Source organism: Serratia sp. JSRIV002 (genome assembly GCF_019968725.1).
GTDB lineage: Bacteria > Pseudomonadota > Gammaproteobacteria > Enterobacterales > Enterobacteriaceae > Chania > Chania fonticola_B.
Map to the genome: position 1 here is coordinate 3,631,269 of NZ_CP074143.1, position 13,925 is coordinate 3,645,193.

The 13,925-nt window shown below is 57.3% G+C and carries 17 protein-coding genes; 10 read left to right on the forward strand and 7 right to left on the reverse strand.

Annotated features, from left to right (window positions below; genetic code table 11):
• Positions 1 to 7 precede the first annotated feature (7 nt).
• From fliJ to sra, 10 genes are all read left to right on the forward strand, one after another.
• Complete coding sequence (gene fliJ, locus KGP26_RS17040; RefSeq protein WP_021180957.1) at positions 8 to 454, forward strand: flagellar export protein FliJ; 447 nt, start codon at positions 8 to 10, stop codon at positions 452 to 454.
• The gene (locus tag KGP26_RS17045; protein WP_223664311.1) at positions 451 to 1,671 is read left to right on the forward strand and encodes a flagellar hook-length control protein FliK; all 1,221 of its coding nucleotides are present in this window, start codon (positions 451 to 453) and stop codon (positions 1,669 to 1,671) included. The genes fliJ and KGP26_RS17045 overlap by 4 nt, the downstream gene beginning before the upstream one ends.
• 135 nt (positions 1,672 to 1,806) lie before the next feature.
• The gene (fliL, locus tag KGP26_RS17050) at positions 1,807 to 2,298 is read left to right on the forward strand and encodes a flagellar basal body-associated protein FliL (RefSeq protein WP_021180955.1); all 492 of its coding nucleotides are present in this window, start codon (positions 1,807 to 1,809) and stop codon (positions 2,296 to 2,298) included.
• A gap of 6 nt (positions 2,299 to 2,304) precedes the next feature.
• Positions 2,305 to 3,309 carry a flagellar motor switch protein FliM gene (gene fliM, locus KGP26_RS17055; RefSeq protein WP_021180954.1) on the forward strand — a complete coding sequence of 335 codons (1,005 nt, stop codon included), beginning with the start codon at positions 2,305 to 2,307 and terminating at the stop codon, positions 3,307 to 3,309.
• Positions 3,302 to 3,715, forward strand: coding sequence for a flagellar motor switch protein FliN (gene fliN, locus KGP26_RS17060; protein ID WP_021180953.1), 414 nt, complete (start codon positions 3,302 to 3,304; stop codon positions 3,713 to 3,715). Before fliM ends, fliN begins: the two co-directional genes overlap by 8 nt.
• Entirely contained in the window at positions 3,715 to 4,119 is a 405-nt protein-coding gene (gene fliO / locus KGP26_RS17065) for a flagellar biosynthetic protein FliO (RefSeq protein WP_059201112.1), read from the forward strand. The genes fliN and fliO overlap by 1 nt, the downstream gene beginning before the upstream one ends.
• Positions 4,116 to 4,871 (forward strand): flagellar type III secretion system pore protein FliP, encoded by a 756-nt coding sequence (gene fliP, locus KGP26_RS17070; RefSeq protein ID WP_059201113.1) that lies wholly within the window; start codon positions 4,116 to 4,118, stop codon positions 4,869 to 4,871. Before fliO ends, fliP begins: the two co-directional genes overlap by 4 nt.
• A gap of 31 nt (positions 4,872 to 4,902) precedes the next feature.
• Positions 4,903 to 5,172 (forward strand): flagellar biosynthesis protein FliQ, encoded by a 270-nt coding sequence (fliQ, locus tag KGP26_RS17075; RefSeq protein ID WP_021180950.1) that lies wholly within the window; start codon positions 4,903 to 4,905, stop codon positions 5,170 to 5,172.
• A gap of 2 nt (positions 5,173 to 5,174) precedes the next feature.
• Complete coding sequence (gene fliR, locus KGP26_RS17080) at positions 5,175 to 5,957, forward strand: flagellar biosynthetic protein FliR (protein ID WP_021805709.1); 783 nt, start codon at positions 5,175 to 5,177, stop codon at positions 5,955 to 5,957.
• A gap of 210 nt (positions 5,958 to 6,167) precedes the next feature.
• Positions 6,168 to 6,386 (forward strand): stationary-phase-induced ribosome-associated protein, encoded by a 219-nt coding sequence (gene sra / locus KGP26_RS17085; RefSeq protein ID WP_141234381.1) that lies wholly within the window; start codon positions 6,168 to 6,170, stop codon positions 6,384 to 6,386.
• A gap of 157 nt (positions 6,387 to 6,543) precedes the next feature.
• On the opposite strand, the gene flgL is transcribed toward sra, so the two are convergent.
• The 7 genes from flgL to KGP26_RS17120 all read right to left on the reverse strand — a co-directional run bounded on the left by flgL (position 6,544) and on the right by KGP26_RS17120 (position 13,919).
• Positions 6,544 to 7,506 (reverse strand): flagellar hook-associated protein FlgL, encoded by a 963-nt coding sequence (gene flgL, locus KGP26_RS17090; protein WP_021805710.1) that lies wholly within the window; start codon positions 7,504 to 7,506, stop codon positions 6,544 to 6,546.
• 61 nt (positions 7,507 to 7,567) lie between these two features.
• On the reverse strand, positions 7,568 to 9,220 hold the full coding sequence (gene flgK, locus KGP26_RS17095) for a flagellar hook-associated protein FlgK (protein WP_021180947.1): 1,653 nt from the start codon (positions 9,218 to 9,220) through the stop codon (positions 7,568 to 7,570).
• 312 nt (positions 9,221 to 9,532) lie between these two features.
• Complete coding sequence (flgJ, locus tag KGP26_RS17100) at positions 9,533 to 10,474, reverse strand: flagellar assembly peptidoglycan hydrolase FlgJ (RefSeq protein WP_021805712.1); 942 nt, start codon at positions 10,472 to 10,474, stop codon at positions 9,533 to 9,535.
• Positions 10,474 to 11,574 (reverse strand): flagellar basal body P-ring protein FlgI, encoded by a 1,101-nt coding sequence (locus KGP26_RS17105; RefSeq protein ID WP_021180945.1) that lies wholly within the window; start codon positions 11,572 to 11,574, stop codon positions 10,474 to 10,476. Before KGP26_RS17105 ends, flgJ begins: the two co-directional genes overlap by 1 nt.
• A gap of 10 nt (positions 11,575 to 11,584) precedes the next feature.
• Positions 11,585 to 12,238: a flagellar basal body L-ring protein FlgH gene (locus tag KGP26_RS17110; protein WP_051363709.1), complete on the reverse strand. Its 654-nt coding sequence runs from the start codon at positions 12,236 to 12,238 to the stop codon at positions 11,585 to 11,587.
• Between the two features lie 125 nt (positions 12,239 to 12,363).
• The gene (gene flgG, locus KGP26_RS17115; protein ID WP_021180943.1) at positions 12,364 to 13,146 is read right to left on the reverse strand and encodes a flagellar basal-body rod protein FlgG; all 783 of its coding nucleotides are present in this window, start codon (positions 13,144 to 13,146) and stop codon (positions 12,364 to 12,366) included.
• A gap of 17 nt (positions 13,147 to 13,163) precedes the next feature.
• Positions 13,164 to 13,919, reverse strand: coding sequence for a flagellar basal body rod protein FlgF (locus tag KGP26_RS17120; RefSeq protein WP_021180942.1), 756 nt, complete (start codon positions 13,917 to 13,919; stop codon positions 13,164 to 13,166).
• Between the last annotated feature and the right edge of the window lie 6 nt (positions 13,920 to 13,925).

A 13,925-nucleotide genomic window follows, 5' to 3' on the forward strand; every position in this document is an offset into this window, starting at 1 on the left:
GAGCACCATGAAACCACAGTCACCGCTGATTATCCTGCGCGATCTGGCGCAGGATGCCGTAGAACAGGCCGCACAGCACCTCGGCCAGGCACGTCAGGCGCAACAGGCGGCGGAGCAACAGCTTGCCATGCTGCTCAACTACCAGGATGAGTATCGGCAAAAGCTGAACAACACCCTGTCTAGCGGCATGGGTTCCGCCAGTTGGCAAAACTACCAGCAGTTTATCGGCACGCTCGAGCAGGCCATCAGCCAGCATCGCCAGCAGTTGCTCCAGTGGAGCGAGAAGGTAGAACGGGCGGTCAAACAGTGGCAGGACAAACAGCAGCGGCTGAACGCTTTTGAAACGCTCAACACCCGTGCCCTCAGCGCCGAACTGATGCTGGAAAACAAGCGTGACCAAAAACTGATGGATGAGTTCGCTCAACGCAGTTCACAAAGGAATCTAAACCCATGAACCTCAACGTTCTTTCTGGTTTGCCCGCGACAGTTGATGGCACGGAGACTGGCCTTACCGCGCTGTCGTTGGATGATGCCGGACTGTCTGCCAGCTTTGCTCAACTGCTCGGCGAGCGCTTCATGCCCGAAGGTCAACTGAAAGGCAAGCCGAACGTGGCCCAGCTACTGGCCGAAGATCCACAAATCTCAACCCTCAGCCGCCAACAGCTTAACCAATTGCTGACCTCGCTCAGCGATCGTGGCCGTTTGCTGGCCGCTCCGCAGGAACTGGATACGGCAGACGATAGCCAAACCCGGTTAACCCAGCGCGATGACGAACAGCCGCTGCACCCTGTAGATACTTTGGATGCGGCCAGCTTGCAGGCTCTGTTTGCCATGCTGCCTGCCGCCGTAGTGCAACCGTTACCAGGAAATGGGGTCGCAACCGCCGCTGAGCCAAGCGGGGACGAAGCGCCGCTGACGGGAACCGCATCACTGTTAGCCACCCTGAGCGAAAAACCAGCGTTATCCACTGCTGGCCTGCCAGCGTCAAAATCGCAGCCGAACGCAGACGATAAATCCGCCTTGGCCGCCAAAACTGACGCGTCGTCAGTACTGTCTTCTCAGGCCGATAACAATCAGGATAGCGGTACCACTCCACTGAAACTGGCGGCTGAATCAGCGCAATCTTCTGCAACGCCACAGCACGCAGCCCCTGCGCCAGTTTCCAGCCCGGTGATCGCCAGCCAACCCGTCAGCGCGACGGTGAGCGCACCGGCAACGCCACAGTTGAACGCTCAACTCGGCAGCCAGGAATGGCAACAGGCACTGAGTCAACAGGTGCTGATGTTCCACCGCAACGGCCAGCAGAGCGCCGAGTTACGCCTACATCCGCAGGAACTGGGTGCCTTGCAAATCACGCTGAAGCTCGACGATAACCAGGCCCAGTTGCATATCGCCTCGGCACACGGCCAGGTTCGTGCGGCGGTGGAAGCCGCGCTGCCCCATCTACGCCATGCGCTGGCGGAAAGTGGTATCAACCTTGGCCAGAGCAGCGTTGGCGGTGAGTCACTGCCACAGCCGCAACAGTCACAGCAGCAGGCCTCTCACCAAGGCGGGCAGCCTTCTTACCGTGAACAACACGGCAGCGCGGAAACCGGCGTTGAAGCCCTGAGCGCCCCAGCAGCGCTGCAGGCGATGGCCCGCTCGGTCGACGGCGTTGATATTTTCGCCTGACGGCGTGCAAACGCTCAAGCTGGCACGCTTTTCCCCGCCTATTCTGGCTATTGCAGCCCAGAATAAGCGGGATAATGGAATTACATGTATTGCGTGCAGCTTGTCAGCACGCAGAGAACAGGATTTGACTTAGTAATGTCTCAGAACTCCCTTCCAACAGCAGCAACAAAAAAACGCCCAATACTGGTGATCCTGCTGGTACTGATCGCCTTAGGCGCATGTGGTGCCGCAGGCTACAGCTGGTGGTTGATGCAGCAGCATAAGAACGGTCAACCCGCCGCCGAGGAAAAAAAGCAGCCGCCTCCGGCCCCGGTGTTTATGCCATTGGATACCTTTACCGTCAATCTGGTGACGCCGGATAACAACCTGGACCGCGTGTTGTATATCGGCCTGACGCTGCGCCTGCCAGATGAAGAAACACGCCGCCGGTTGAACGATTTTCTGCCGGAAGTGCGTAGCCGTCTGCTAATGCTGCTTTCACGACAGGAAGCAAGCCAACTGGCCAACGAGCAAGGGAAACAGCAACTGGTGGCACAGATTAAAGACGTGCTCAGCCCACCGCTGGTGACGGGACAACCGAAGCAAGTGGTCAGCGATGTGCTGTTCACTGCCTTCATACTGCGGTAATAAACCATGGGCGACAATATTCTTTCACAGGCCGAGATCGACGCACTGCTCAATGGCGACAGCGCGGGGGATGAACCCGCCGCCGTCATCGGTCATGAAAGCGAGGTCAAACCTTACGATCCCACCACCCAACGGCGCGTGGTGCGTGAGCGCCTGCAAGCGCTGGAGATCATTAACGAGCGTTTTGCCCGTCAGTTTCGCATGGGGCTGTTTAACCTGTTGCGCCGTAGCCCGGATATTACCGTCGGGGCGATCAAGATCCAGCCATACCATGAGTTTGCCCGCAACCTGCCGGTGCCGACCAACCTGAACCTGGTCCACCTGAATCCATTGCGCGGCACGGCGCTGTTTGTGTTTGCCCCCAGCCTGGTGTTTATCGCCGTGGATAACCTGTTCGGTGGCGATGGCCGTTTTCCTACCAAGGTCGAGGGCCGGGAATTTACGCCAACCGAACAGCGGGTGATCAAACGCATGCTGCGCTTGGCGCTGGACGCCTATGGCGATGCCTGGAGCGCCATCTACAAGATCGATGTGGAATACGTACGTGCCGAAATGCAGGTCAAGTTCACCAATATCACCACCTCTCCCAACGATATCGTGGTAACCACGCCGTTCCAGGTGGAGATCGGGGCGCTGAGCGGTGAATTTAATATCTGTATTCCATTCGCCATGATCGAGCCACTGCGCGAGTTGCTGACTAACCCACCGGTGGAGAACTCCCGCCAGGAAGACAGCCAGTGGCGAGAAACGCTGGTGAAACAGGTTCAGCACTCCGAACTGGAGCTGATAGCCAACTTTGTCGATATCCCGATGCGCCTGTCGAAAGTGCTGAAACTCCAGCCGGGCGACGTGTTACCGATCGATAAACCGGAGCGCCTGATCGCCCATGTTGACGGCGTCCCGGTCTTGACCAGCCAATACGGCACCTTGAACGGGCAGTACGCCCTGCGTGTTGAACATTTGATTAACCCTATTTTGAATGCCCTGAGTGAGGAACGGCCCAATGAGTGATCCTAAACAACCGTCTGGCGAAGAGAAGGACTCCGTAGACGATCTGTGGGCTGATGCGTTTAACGAGCAACAGGCGACCGAAAAATCCGCCTCTACCGAGGGCGTATTCAAATCGCTGGAAGCTCAGGATGCGTTGGGTAGCCTGCAAGATATCGATCTGATCCTGGATATTCCGGTCAAGCTGACCGTGGAACTGGGCCGCACCAAGATGACCATCAAAGAGCTGCTGCGCCTGTCGCAAGGCTCGGTGGTGGCGTTGGATGGTCTGGCCGGTGAACCCTTGGATATCCTGATTAACGGCTATCTCATCGCCCAGGGCGAAGTGGTGGTGGTCGGCGACAAGTTCGGCGTACGCATCACCGATATCATCACGCCTTCCGAGCGCATGCGCCGCCTGAGCCGCTAATGAACCCCAACGCCAGCGTGCAGACACAAAGCACTCAGCAGCCCGCCGGTACGGCGCTGCCCACCGGCTCGGTATTGATGCAGGTCAGCAGCGCGCTCGGTGCTATTTTGCTGCTGATCCTGCTCGCTGGCTGGCTGTTTCGTCGGTTGGGCTTTGCCCCGCAGGCCCGTGGCAATCAAAAATTGCTCAACCTGCGTGCCAGCTGTCAGGTTGGCCAACGCGAACGGGTGGTGGTGGTTGAAGTGGATAACACCTGGCTGGTGCTGGGCGTTACGGCTCAGCAAATCACCCCGTTGCACACCCTGTCCGCGCCACCGACTCAGGAAGCAACCGATCACAAGTCACCGGCAGATTTCCGCCAACTGATGCAAAACGTCTTAAAACGCCCGGATAAATCGGCATGAATCCATTCTCCTACCGCCGGGCTTTTGGCCCGCTGCTGGCCGCAGGCCTGCTACTGCTCAGCCCTGCCGCTTTGGCACAGTTGCCGGGGCTGATTAGCCAACCTACGGCCAACGGCGGCCAAAGCTGGACGCTGCCGGTGCAGACGCTGGTACTGATCACCTCACTCAGCTTCCTGCCCGCGATGCTGCTGATGATGACCAGCTTTACCCGCATCATCATCGTGCTGGGGCTGCTGCGTAACGCCCTCGGCACCCCATCGGCACCGCCCAATCAGGTAATGCTGGGGCTGGCACTGTTTTTGACCTTCTTTATCATGTCACCGGTGTTCGACAAGGTATATCAGGATGCCTACCTGCCGTTCAGCCAGGACAAGATCAGCATGGAGGTAGCGATCGACAAAGGTTCGCAGCCGCTACGTGAGTTTATGCTGCGCCAGACGCGGGAAAGCGATCTCGCCCTGTACGCCAGGCTAGCTAACCTGCCCGCGTTGGAAGGTCCGGAGGCCGTCCCGATGCGTATTCTGTTGCCCGCCTATGTCACCAGTGAGCTGAAAACTGCCTTCCAGATTGGTTTTACCGTATTTATTCCGTTCCTGATCATCGACCTGGTGGTGGCCAGCGTGCTGATGGCGCTGGGGATGATGATGGTACCGCCCGCGACCATCTCGCTACCGTTCAAACTGATGTTGTTTGTGCTGGTGGATGGTTGGCAGTTGCTGTTGGGATCGCTGGCGCAGAGTTTTTACAGCTAGCAGACCCCCTCCCCTCTATTGGAGCAAAAAGATGACACCTGAATCGGTAATGGCGCTGGGTACGGAAGCGATGAAAGTGGCGCTGGCGCTGGCCGCCCCACTGCTGCTAGCCGCGCTGTTCAGCGGGCTGATCGTCAGCCTGTTGCAGGCCGCCACGCAGATTAACGAAATGACGCTGTCGTTCATTCCCAAAATTCTCTCCGTGGTCGCCACCCTGATCGTTGCCGGGCCGTGGATGCTCAATCTGCTATTGGACTACATGCGCATGCTGTTCAGCAACCTGCCGAACCTGATCGGCTAACCATGCTAACCTTTGACAGCGCCCAACTCAGCGTCTGGCTCAGCCAGTTCTTCTGGCCTCTGCTGCGCGTCCTGGCGCTGATTAGCACCGCCCCGCTGTTCAGCGAAAAGCAGATCTCCAAGCGGGTGAAAATTGGCTTGGGCGGTCTGATCGTATTGCTGATCGCCCCTACGCTGCCCACCAGCAATATCCCGCTGTTTTCTGTCACCGGCCTGTGGCTGGCCGTGCAGCAGATCCTGATCGGCGTGGCGATCGGTTTAACAATGCAGTTCGCCTTTGCAGCTGTGCGCCTGGCGGGTGAGGTGATCGGCATGCAGATGGGGCTGTCCTTTGCCACCTTCTTCGATCCCTCTGGCGGCCCCAATACGCCACTGCTGGCGCGCCTGCTGAACCTGCTGGCGATGTTATTATTCCTCAGCTTCGATGGTCACCTGTGGCTGATCTCGCTGCTGGCAGACAGCTTCCATACCCTGCCGATCCAGGCACGGCCGCTGAACGGCAACGGTTTCCTGGCGCTGACCCAGGCAGGAACGCTGATCTTCATTAACGGTATGATGCTGGCGCTGCCGCTGATCTGCCTGCTGCTGACGCTGAACCTGGCGCTTGGCCTGCTCAACCGCGTTACCCCGCAGCTTTCGGTGTTTGTGATCGGTTTCCCGGTTACGTTAACCATCGGCATGTTGACCCTTGGCATGATGATGCCGATGCTGGCCCCCTTCTGCGAACACCTGTTCGGTGAGTTTTTCGATCGGCTGGCGACGGTGATCGGCGGTATGTCCCCTTAATCCCGAGGTTACCTGCGAGACAAACTAGCAGGGAAAGATATTTTCCGAGATAAAAAGTTGAAAAAGCGAAATTAACCAGATTTAGCGGCGATTATTCTGCCGGGCTTGAATAATAAAATACCCCCCTTAGAATGGCCTCATTAAATAAATCCCACACCGTATAAAACTACGGACCAAAGCCATTATTTTTGGTTGGTGATTTATTAAAAAATGGATAACCAAGAAAATAAAACAACGGAGCCTTCGGGCTACGGTATTTTATTTTTCTCAACTGACTTATCTCAATACGGCCAGGAGCACGGAATGAAGACGAAAACCAACAGGAAAGCACGCAGAGCCTTGGGTATGGCGCATTGGGTAACCAACCGCGTTCAGATTACGCCGTCAGCCTGCGGCAAGATTTGGACCGTAGCCAAAAAGAAAAAATAATCTGTTTTTAATGCGCAGCGTTAAAAATAGTAAAATCACTTATCCAGCCTGAATATCCTGACGTTTCCCGCCGTTAAATCAGGCTGTGTAAAAACGGTGCTGCGCTCTATATCCACGTTATAGGGCGCAGTGCCCTACAAGCGTGAATAACTATTTCTTATCGGTTTATTTGGAATAATGACATACCCTGCATATCGCTAAAGGTCTTATACGATGCCTGCAAAGCCGCCTGTTGCATGTAGTAAGACGAGATCGCCTCCACCACATCCGCCTCAACCAACGCGGTCAGCTGATTTTTGTTAGCCGTATTGTTTTCGATGCCGATGCTGTCCAGCACCTCCAACTCCTGCAACTGAGTCCCCAGCACCGCATTGGTGCTCAGCACGTTGTTATAGCTGTTATCCAGGCCACGGGTTGCCTTATCGAGCGCCGCCGTCACCTGCTCACGGGTAGCCTCATCGGCCCCCTGCAGAGGGGTCTTCAACGCTTTCAACGCCATATCGATGCTCTCGAACACGTTCGCTTCGGAAGGACTGCCGTCCGGTTCCGGTTTGATATTGCTGGTCAGCGACATAAATATCGAGCTGCCGGTGTGGCCCACGGTCATGGTGCGGTTGGCGTCCACTTTCTGCTCAATGGCCGAGCTGCTGCCCTGGTAAACCACCTTGCCACCCTGCTCGACAAACGGGGCTTTATCATTGGCAAAGCCGGCAAAAATAAAACGGCCGTTACCGTCGGTGCTGTTGGCCTGGCTGAGTAGCTGATCTTTCAGCCCCTGCAACTGGGTGGCCAAAGAATCACGGTCATTGTCGCTGATTGTGCCGTCACCGGCATTGACGATCAGCGCTTTCATGTCCTTGATGCCATCGGCGGCGCTACGCAGCACGGTTTCTTCCATCGAGATGTTCTGACGGGCAAAGGTGCGCGCCAACGCGTACTGGCTGTTTTCTGACATCGACTGCGAGATCATCACCGCCTGTGACGCCGCTAACGGATCGTCCGAAGGGTAAAGCACGCGCTTGCCGCTGGAAAGCTGCTGCCCGGACTGCATCCACAGAGACTGATTATTGGTGACCCCCGACAGATTCTGCTGGTAGATCATGCTGGTGCTCATGCGCATGGGTTAGGTTCCTCACTAAGGGCATCCACAGCCGGCATACCGGCTGCGGTTAACGGTAAAATCAACGAATATTCAGTATGGCGTCAAACAACGAGCTGGCGGTCTGGATCACCTGCGCATTGGCCATGTAATACTGTTGGAAACGCAGCAGTTCGCCATACTCTTCGTCCAGGTTAACCCCGGAAATGGACTGCTGTTGGGTTTGCAATTGGGTCACAATATTGGTTTGTGCGGTGGCGTTGACTTTGGCGGTAGCGGTCTGGTTACCCACGCTGCTGACCAATCCGGCATAGGCGCCGCTCAAGGTTGCTTTACCCTCCACCACTTTGGCGGTTTGCAGATCGAGCAGTTTCTTGACGTTGTCGTTATCGCCCTTACCGCCATCTTCCGTTCCTGCGGCAGCAAACTTGGCCGAGTCGCTGATAGCGACCTTCAGGGTACCAGCCACATCGCTAACCGGTTTCACGGTAAAGCTGTCATTCTTTTTCGCGTTGCCCGTCACGCCGATCTGCAGGCCATCAAAGCTCAGCGTCGGTTTGCCATCCGCATCGGTGCCTGCGGTGGCAGGTACTTTGACGTTGTCGGACAGGCGCGTAACCTGCCAGTTGGCACCGTCAAACTCCATGCGGTAGTCACTGGCCTTGACCTTGCTGGTATCGGTAAAGGAGACCGACAGCGAGGCATTGCCGGTGTTGTTGGTATTGTTAACCGTACGCCCACCTGAGAAGCTGAAGAAATCTTCCCCTGGATCGCCGTTGATATCAAAGCCTTCGCGATGCTGCTGGTTAAAGCTATCGGCCAGCGCCAGGGCCAGTTGCCCCAACTGGTTACGTGCGCCATCCAGTGATTCACTGCGGAACTTCAGCACGCCGCTGACGCTACCGCTGCCAATCTGGCTTTCCGGAATTTCGCTGGCGCCATTGCCGCGATCGTAACCGAGCGTCAGGCGGGACGGGTCTTTGCTGGAAGGCATCGCCGTCACCTGATAGGAGGAGTTGCCCTGCACCAGCGTCAGGCCGTTGGCGAAGGTCACGGTATAGGCATCACCGTCCTGCTGGGTGACCTGAACGCCGACCACCTTGTTAAGCTCCGTCACCAACTGATCGCGCTGATCCAGCAAGGCGTTCGGCTCGCTGCCGCCGCTGCTGGCCCGCACCTGGGTGATTTCGTTATTCAGGCGGGCGATCTGCTGGCTGTAAGTATTGATCTGGTTGGCGCTGTCGCTCAGTTGCTGGTTGACGCCCGCATCCATATCGCGCAGATACTTGTCCGCATTGTTGAACTGATTCACCAGGCCGTTGGCCTTGCCTAACACGGTCTGACGGGCTGCGTCATCCCCGGCATTGCTGACGACGTTTTGCAGGTTTTTGAAGAAATCTTCCATCCCCGATGCCAGGGTGTTGGTTTTAGACGCCAGCAGGTTATCGATCTGGGAGACTTTTTCGAAGTAGCTGCTCTGAGCCGAAGCTTCGCTTTGCGCTCCGCGCAGCTGGGTCATGATGAACTGGTTATACTCGCGATTGACCGTAGTCACGGTGGCTCCGTTGCCGATAAATCCGTTCATGGTGCCCAGGCCGCCGTTTTGCGCCAGGATCGCGGTCTGGCGGTTATAGCCCGCCACGTTGTAGTTGGAAATGTTATTACTGACGGTGCTAAGCGCAACCTGCGCCGCATTCAGGCCACTCATCGCGGTATTGATTAAGCTGTTGGACATAGAGGTTCCTTATGCTGCGGTGCCAGCGGCCCACAGAGGTCAAAAATTGTGCCGGGCGTTGCCATCCAGCCTGCTTGGGTTATCGGCCACGATGGAGAAAACTTGAGGAAAATAGTAGTGACTCACCTTGGCTAAACAGGCACTCGAGTTTGTTGAGATTATCGATTTACTTCCAAAAGCACTGGGGCTATCAGCTCCCTCTCCCTGTGGGAAAGGAGGCATTCGAGTTTGTTGAAATCACCGATTTACTTCCAAAAGCGCTGGGGCTATCAACTCCCTCTCCCTGTGGGAGAGGGTTGGGGTGAGGAGCCACTAAAACAGATCCTGCAAATCGTGGGTATAGGCTTTGGTTACCTGTTCCCCAGCGCTTTTCATCTGCTGGATCATGCTGACCAGCTTTTTGGCATACAGCGGATCGGTAGCATAACCGGCCTTTTGCAGCGCATGCGCCGCCTGCTCGGGACTGCTGGCACTGGCAACGTTGGCGTAGCGCGGGTTGTTGGTCAGCAATTTGACGTAATCCCCAATCGCTTCCATATAGGAGCCATAGACGCGGAAGCGGGCCTTGACTTTCTTCGCCACCCCTTCCTCGAACTCGGTAGTGGTGATTTCCGTCACCGGGCCGTCCCAACTGCTACCGGCCTTGATACCAAACAGGTTGTAACTGCGTGAACCATCCGCCGCGGGGATCTCGCGTTGCCCCCAGCCAGACTCCAGCGCGGCCTGCGCCATGATCAGCTGGTGCGGAATACCGCTTTGCTGGCTGGCAACCCGTGCTGGAATAGACAGCTGCGCGACAAAGTTGCCATTGCTCAGCGGCAAGGGAGGCGCCGAAGGTATTTTTGGCACCGCCCGGCGTACCATCTGTTCCAATGCCTGACGCGGCAAGGTCTGCAACACTTCGTTGTCCAGCGCCATCGGCACCGTCCCTGCGGTTTCGCTTGGGCGGCTGTTTCCGGCGGAGAGCTGCTTGACCATCATGTCCGCCAGCCCCAAACCTTTCTGCGACATCTGTTGGGCGATCTGCTGATCGTACATCGAGGTATACAGCCGCGTCTGATCGCTGCTCAACACGCCGTCCTGCGGCAACGCCGCACGCATGCTTTTCAGCATCATCTGCACGAACATTCCTTCCACCTGCTGGGCAACCTGTTTGATATTGCCCTGCGGATCGGCGGCAACATCGCGCTTCAAGCCGTTCAGCGACTGGGTGTCATAGGCCGCACCCGACATGGCCATCAGATCGCTGCTCATCAGATAATTTCCAGTTTGGCACGCAGGCAGCCAGCGCTCTGCATTGCCTGCAAGATAGACATCAGGTCGATCGGCGTCGCCCCCAGCGCATTCAACGCGCGAACTACGTTATTGAGGTTGGCGCTAGCGTTCACTTTTTGCAGTGAACCGCCCTGCTGCTGCACGGAAATCTGGGTATTCGGCGTCACCACGGTCTGGCCACCGCCGAATGGCGTATCCGGCTGGCTGACGGTGTTTTGCCGATCGACCACCACAGACAGGTTCCCCTGTGCTACTGCGCAGGAATCCAGCACCACATCGCGGTTCATTACTACCGAGCCGGTACGGGAGTTGATGATCACTTTGGCATCCATTGCCCCAACGTTAATGCTGATATTCTGGATATCTGCCAGGAAGCGCACTTGCGAACTATTGCCGCGTGGCACCAGCACCTGCACGGTACGGGAATCGAGTGGAGAGGCTGTGCCGCCCCCGCGCTGGCGGTTGATAGCATCACTGATCTGTTGTGCCAGGGTGAAATCATCGTCGTTCAGTTGCAGGTTGATCACGCCATCCTGGCCGAAGGTGGTAGGCAATTCACGTTCGATGGAAGCGCCGTTGCTGATACGCCCACCGGCCAACTGATTGACCTGCACGCTGCTGCCCCCGGAGGACGCACCGGCCCCGCCGACCAACACGTTACCCTGTGCCAACGCATAAACCTGATTATCAACGCCTTTGAGCGGCGTCATCAGCAGTGTCCCGCCACGCAGGCTTTTGGCGTTACCCATTGAGGACACCACCACGTCGATGTTCTGCCCCGCACGGGAAAACGGCGGTAGCTTGGCGGTTACCATCACCGCCGCCACGTTTTTCAACTGCATGTTGGTGCCTGGCGGCACGGTGATCCCCAGTTGCGATAGCATGTTGCTCAGGCTCTGGGTGGTAAACGGGGTTTGCATGGTCTGATCGCCAGAGCCGTCCAACCCCACGACCAGGCCGTAGCCAATCAACGCGTTGTCACGTACACCCTGTACCGTCACCAGATCGCGGATGCGTTCCGCCGTCGCGGGCAGGCAAACCAGCATCATGGACAGTGTGAGAAGTAACTTTTTCAACATCGGTCAATCCTTAGAACGGTGAAACATTTAAGAAGAAGCGCTGTAGCCACCCCATGGTCTGCGCTTCATTGATATAGCCGTTACCGACGTATTCAATACGCGCATCCGCCACCTGGGTGGACGTGACCGAGTTATTGCCACTGATGGTGCGGGGGTTAACCACACCGGAAAAACGGATGAACTCGGTGCCCTGATTGATGGCAATTTGCTTTTCGCCCACCACGTGCAGGTTGCCGTTGGCCAAGACCTGATTGACCGTGACGGTAATGGTGCCGTTAAAGGTGTTGTTGGCGTTGGCCCCGCCCTTGCCGCCGAAGGTGCTGTCGCCGGAGATATCCATGTCGGCGCGCGCGTTACCGAGCAGCCCGTCGAGATAACGTGGTGAAGTGGCTACGCCAAATTTGCTGGCCCCATTGCGGCTGGCGTTGGCGGATGAACTCTTGCTGGCACTGACGTTTTCTTGCAGCACGATGGTCAGGGTGTCGCCGATATTACGCGGGCGACGATCTTCAAACAGCGGCTGATAGCCGTAGTTCATCGGCTGTACCGTCTGGAAAATCGAACCGTTCGGCACCGGAGCGCCTGCCGGAGCGGGCTGAGCCGTGGTAGCTCCGTCAACCAGGGGGGTATGCGGAATATAGGCACAGCCGCCGACTGTCAGCATCAGCAGCCCGGCCAGGACGCGTTTGCCTTGCTGCGGCACGCTGGCCGCTAAAAAGGTGGTTACCACGGGTATCGCCTTTGTTGCTCAGGATAAGGATTACGGGCGCAGCACGCTGCGCCCGTCGATTACAGTTGCGTCAGCTTTTGCAGCATCTGGTCAGACGTTGATACCGCTTTGCTGTTGATCTCATAGGCGCGCTGGGTCTGGATCATGTTGACCAACTCTTCCGCCACGTTGACGTTAGAGGTTTCAACATAACCCTGATACAACAGGCCTGCCCCGTTGAGGCCAGGGGTACTTTCGTTAGGCGCACCGGAGCTTTCGGTTTCCTGGTACAGGTTTTCCCCCATGCTTTCCAGGCCGCTATCGTTGATAAAGGTGGTCAACGTCAATTGCCCTACCTGCTGCGCCGCCGTCTGGCCCTGCTGGGTCACGCTGACGATGCCATCACGGCCCACGGTAATGCTCAGGGCGTTGGCCGGAATGGTGATCGCCGGTTGCACCTGAAAACCACTGGCGGTCACCAACTGGCCATTCTGATCGATCTGGAATGAACCATCGCGGGTATAGGCCTGGGTGCCATCCGGCAATACCACCTGGAAGAAGCCCTGCCCCTTGATCGCCACGTCTTTGCTGTTGTTGGTCTGCGACAGGTTGCCCTGGCTGTGGATGCGCTCGGTCGCCACCGGACGTACGCCGGTACCAATCTGCAAACCGGAAGGCAGCGTGGTTTGCTCGGAAGACTGAGCCCCGGGCTGACGCATGGTCTGGTACAGCAGATCTTCAAACACCGCACGTTGGCGTTTAAACCCGTTGGTACTGACGTTCGCCAGGTTATTGGCGATCACGTCCATGTTGGTCTGCTGCGCATCCAGACCGGTTTTGGCAATCCATAAGGATGGGATCATGATTTATTCCTCTGCACTCAGCTCATTGACAGCAATGAGTTGGCGCGCTGTGCGTTTTCATCCACGCTGTGGATGACCTTCATTTGCATTTCGAACCGGCGGGCGTTGGCGATCATATCCACCATCGTCTCCAGCGGTTTGACGTTGCTGCCCTCCAACACTCCCGGCATGATCCGCACATCGGGATCGTTCGGTAGTTGGTTGCCACGCTGCTGCTGAGCCTCGGCAGTCAGATGGAACAGGCCGTCGTCCCCGCGCACCACTTCCCGAGCATCGGCCTTCACCAGCTTCAGGCGGCCAATCTGGGAAATGGTGTTAGGCGGATCGCCCGGATTTAACGCCGAAATGGTGCCGTCCGCCGCCAGCGTCAGCTCTGCCTGCGGCGGGGCTTCGATCGGCCCGCCATCGCCCATCAGCGGCACGCCCTGCACCATCAACTGCCCGGTGGAGGAGATCTGGATGCTGCCGTTACGGCTGTAGGCTTCGGTGCCGTCCGGCAGCCTTAGTGCCAGAAACCCGTCCTGCTGCAATGCCACATCCAGTGGCCGCCCGGTGTAGTTCAGCGGCCCTTGGCTCATGTCTGCCCCAGGCGTCGACGCAGCCACCAGCGTGCGCGTCTGCATGCTTGGCCCATCAACCGGCACCGCACGCAGCGCCGAAAGCTGTGCGCGGAACCCAGGAGTGGAGGCGTTGGCCAGGTTGTTGGCCGTGACCGACTGCTGCTCCAGCGTCTGCCGGGCCCCCCCCATCGCGGTATAAATCGCGTGATCCATAAATCA

What these genes read in the sequence shown, in the direction of transcription:
- fliL (WP_021180955.1), top strand. Translation starts at nt 1,807, where the DNA reads ATGTCTCAGAACTCCCTTCCAACAGCAGCAACAAAAAAACGCCCAATA.
- fliO (WP_059201112.1), top strand. Translation starts at nt 3,715, where the DNA reads ATGAACCCCAACGCCAGCGTGCAGACACAAAGCACTCAGCAGCCCGCC.
- fliQ (WP_021180950.1), top strand. Translation starts at nt 4,903, where the DNA reads ATGACACCTGAATCGGTAATGGCGCTGGGTACGGAAGCGATGAAAGTG.
- KGP26_RS17045 (WP_223664311.1), top strand. Translation starts at nt 451, where the DNA reads ATGAACCTCAACGTTCTTTCTGGTTTGCCCGCGACAGTTGATGGCACG.
- fliJ (WP_021180957.1), top strand. Translation starts at nt 8, where the DNA reads ATGAAACCACAGTCACCGCTGATTATCCTGCGCGATCTGGCGCAGGAT.
- KGP26_RS17110 (WP_051363709.1), bottom strand. Translation starts at nt 12,238, where the DNA reads ATGCTGACAGTCGGCGGCTGTGCCTATATTCCGCATACCCCCCTGGTT.
- fliN (WP_021180953.1), top strand. Translation starts at nt 3,302, where the DNA reads ATGAGTGATCCTAAACAACCGTCTGGCGAAGAGAAGGACTCCGTAGAC.
- KGP26_RS17105 (WP_021180945.1), bottom strand. Translation starts at nt 11,574, where the DNA reads ATGTTGAAAAAGTTACTTCTCACACTGTCCATGATGCTGGTTTGCCTG.
- fliP (WP_059201113.1), top strand. Translation starts at nt 4,116, where the DNA reads ATGAATCCATTCTCCTACCGCCGGGCTTTTGGCCCGCTGCTGGCCGCA.
- fliM (WP_021180954.1), top strand. Translation starts at nt 2,305, where the DNA reads ATGGGCGACAATATTCTTTCACAGGCCGAGATCGACGCACTGCTCAAT.
- flgK (WP_021180947.1), bottom strand. Translation starts at nt 9,220, where the DNA reads ATGTCCAACAGCTTAATCAATACCGCGATGAGTGGCCTGAATGCGGCG.
- fliR (WP_021805709.1), top strand. Translation starts at nt 5,175, where the DNA reads ATGCTAACCTTTGACAGCGCCCAACTCAGCGTCTGGCTCAGCCAGTTC.
- flgG (WP_021180943.1), bottom strand. Translation starts at nt 13,146, where the DNA reads ATGATCCCATCCTTATGGATTGCCAAAACCGGTCTGGATGCGCAGCAG.
- sra (WP_141234381.1), top strand. Translation starts at nt 6,168, where the DNA reads ATGGATAACCAAGAAAATAAAACAACGGAGCCTTCGGGCTACGGTATT.
- KGP26_RS17120 (WP_021180942.1), bottom strand. Translation starts at nt 13,919, where the DNA reads ATGGATCACGCGATTTATACCGCGATGGGGGGGGCCCGGCAGACGCTG.
- flgJ (WP_021805712.1), bottom strand. Translation starts at nt 10,474, where the DNA reads ATGAGCAGCGATCTGATGGCCATGTCGGGTGCGGCCTATGACACCCAG.
- flgL (WP_021805710.1), bottom strand. Translation starts at nt 7,506, where the DNA reads ATGCGCATGAGCACCAGCATGATCTACCAGCAGAATCTGTCGGGGGTC.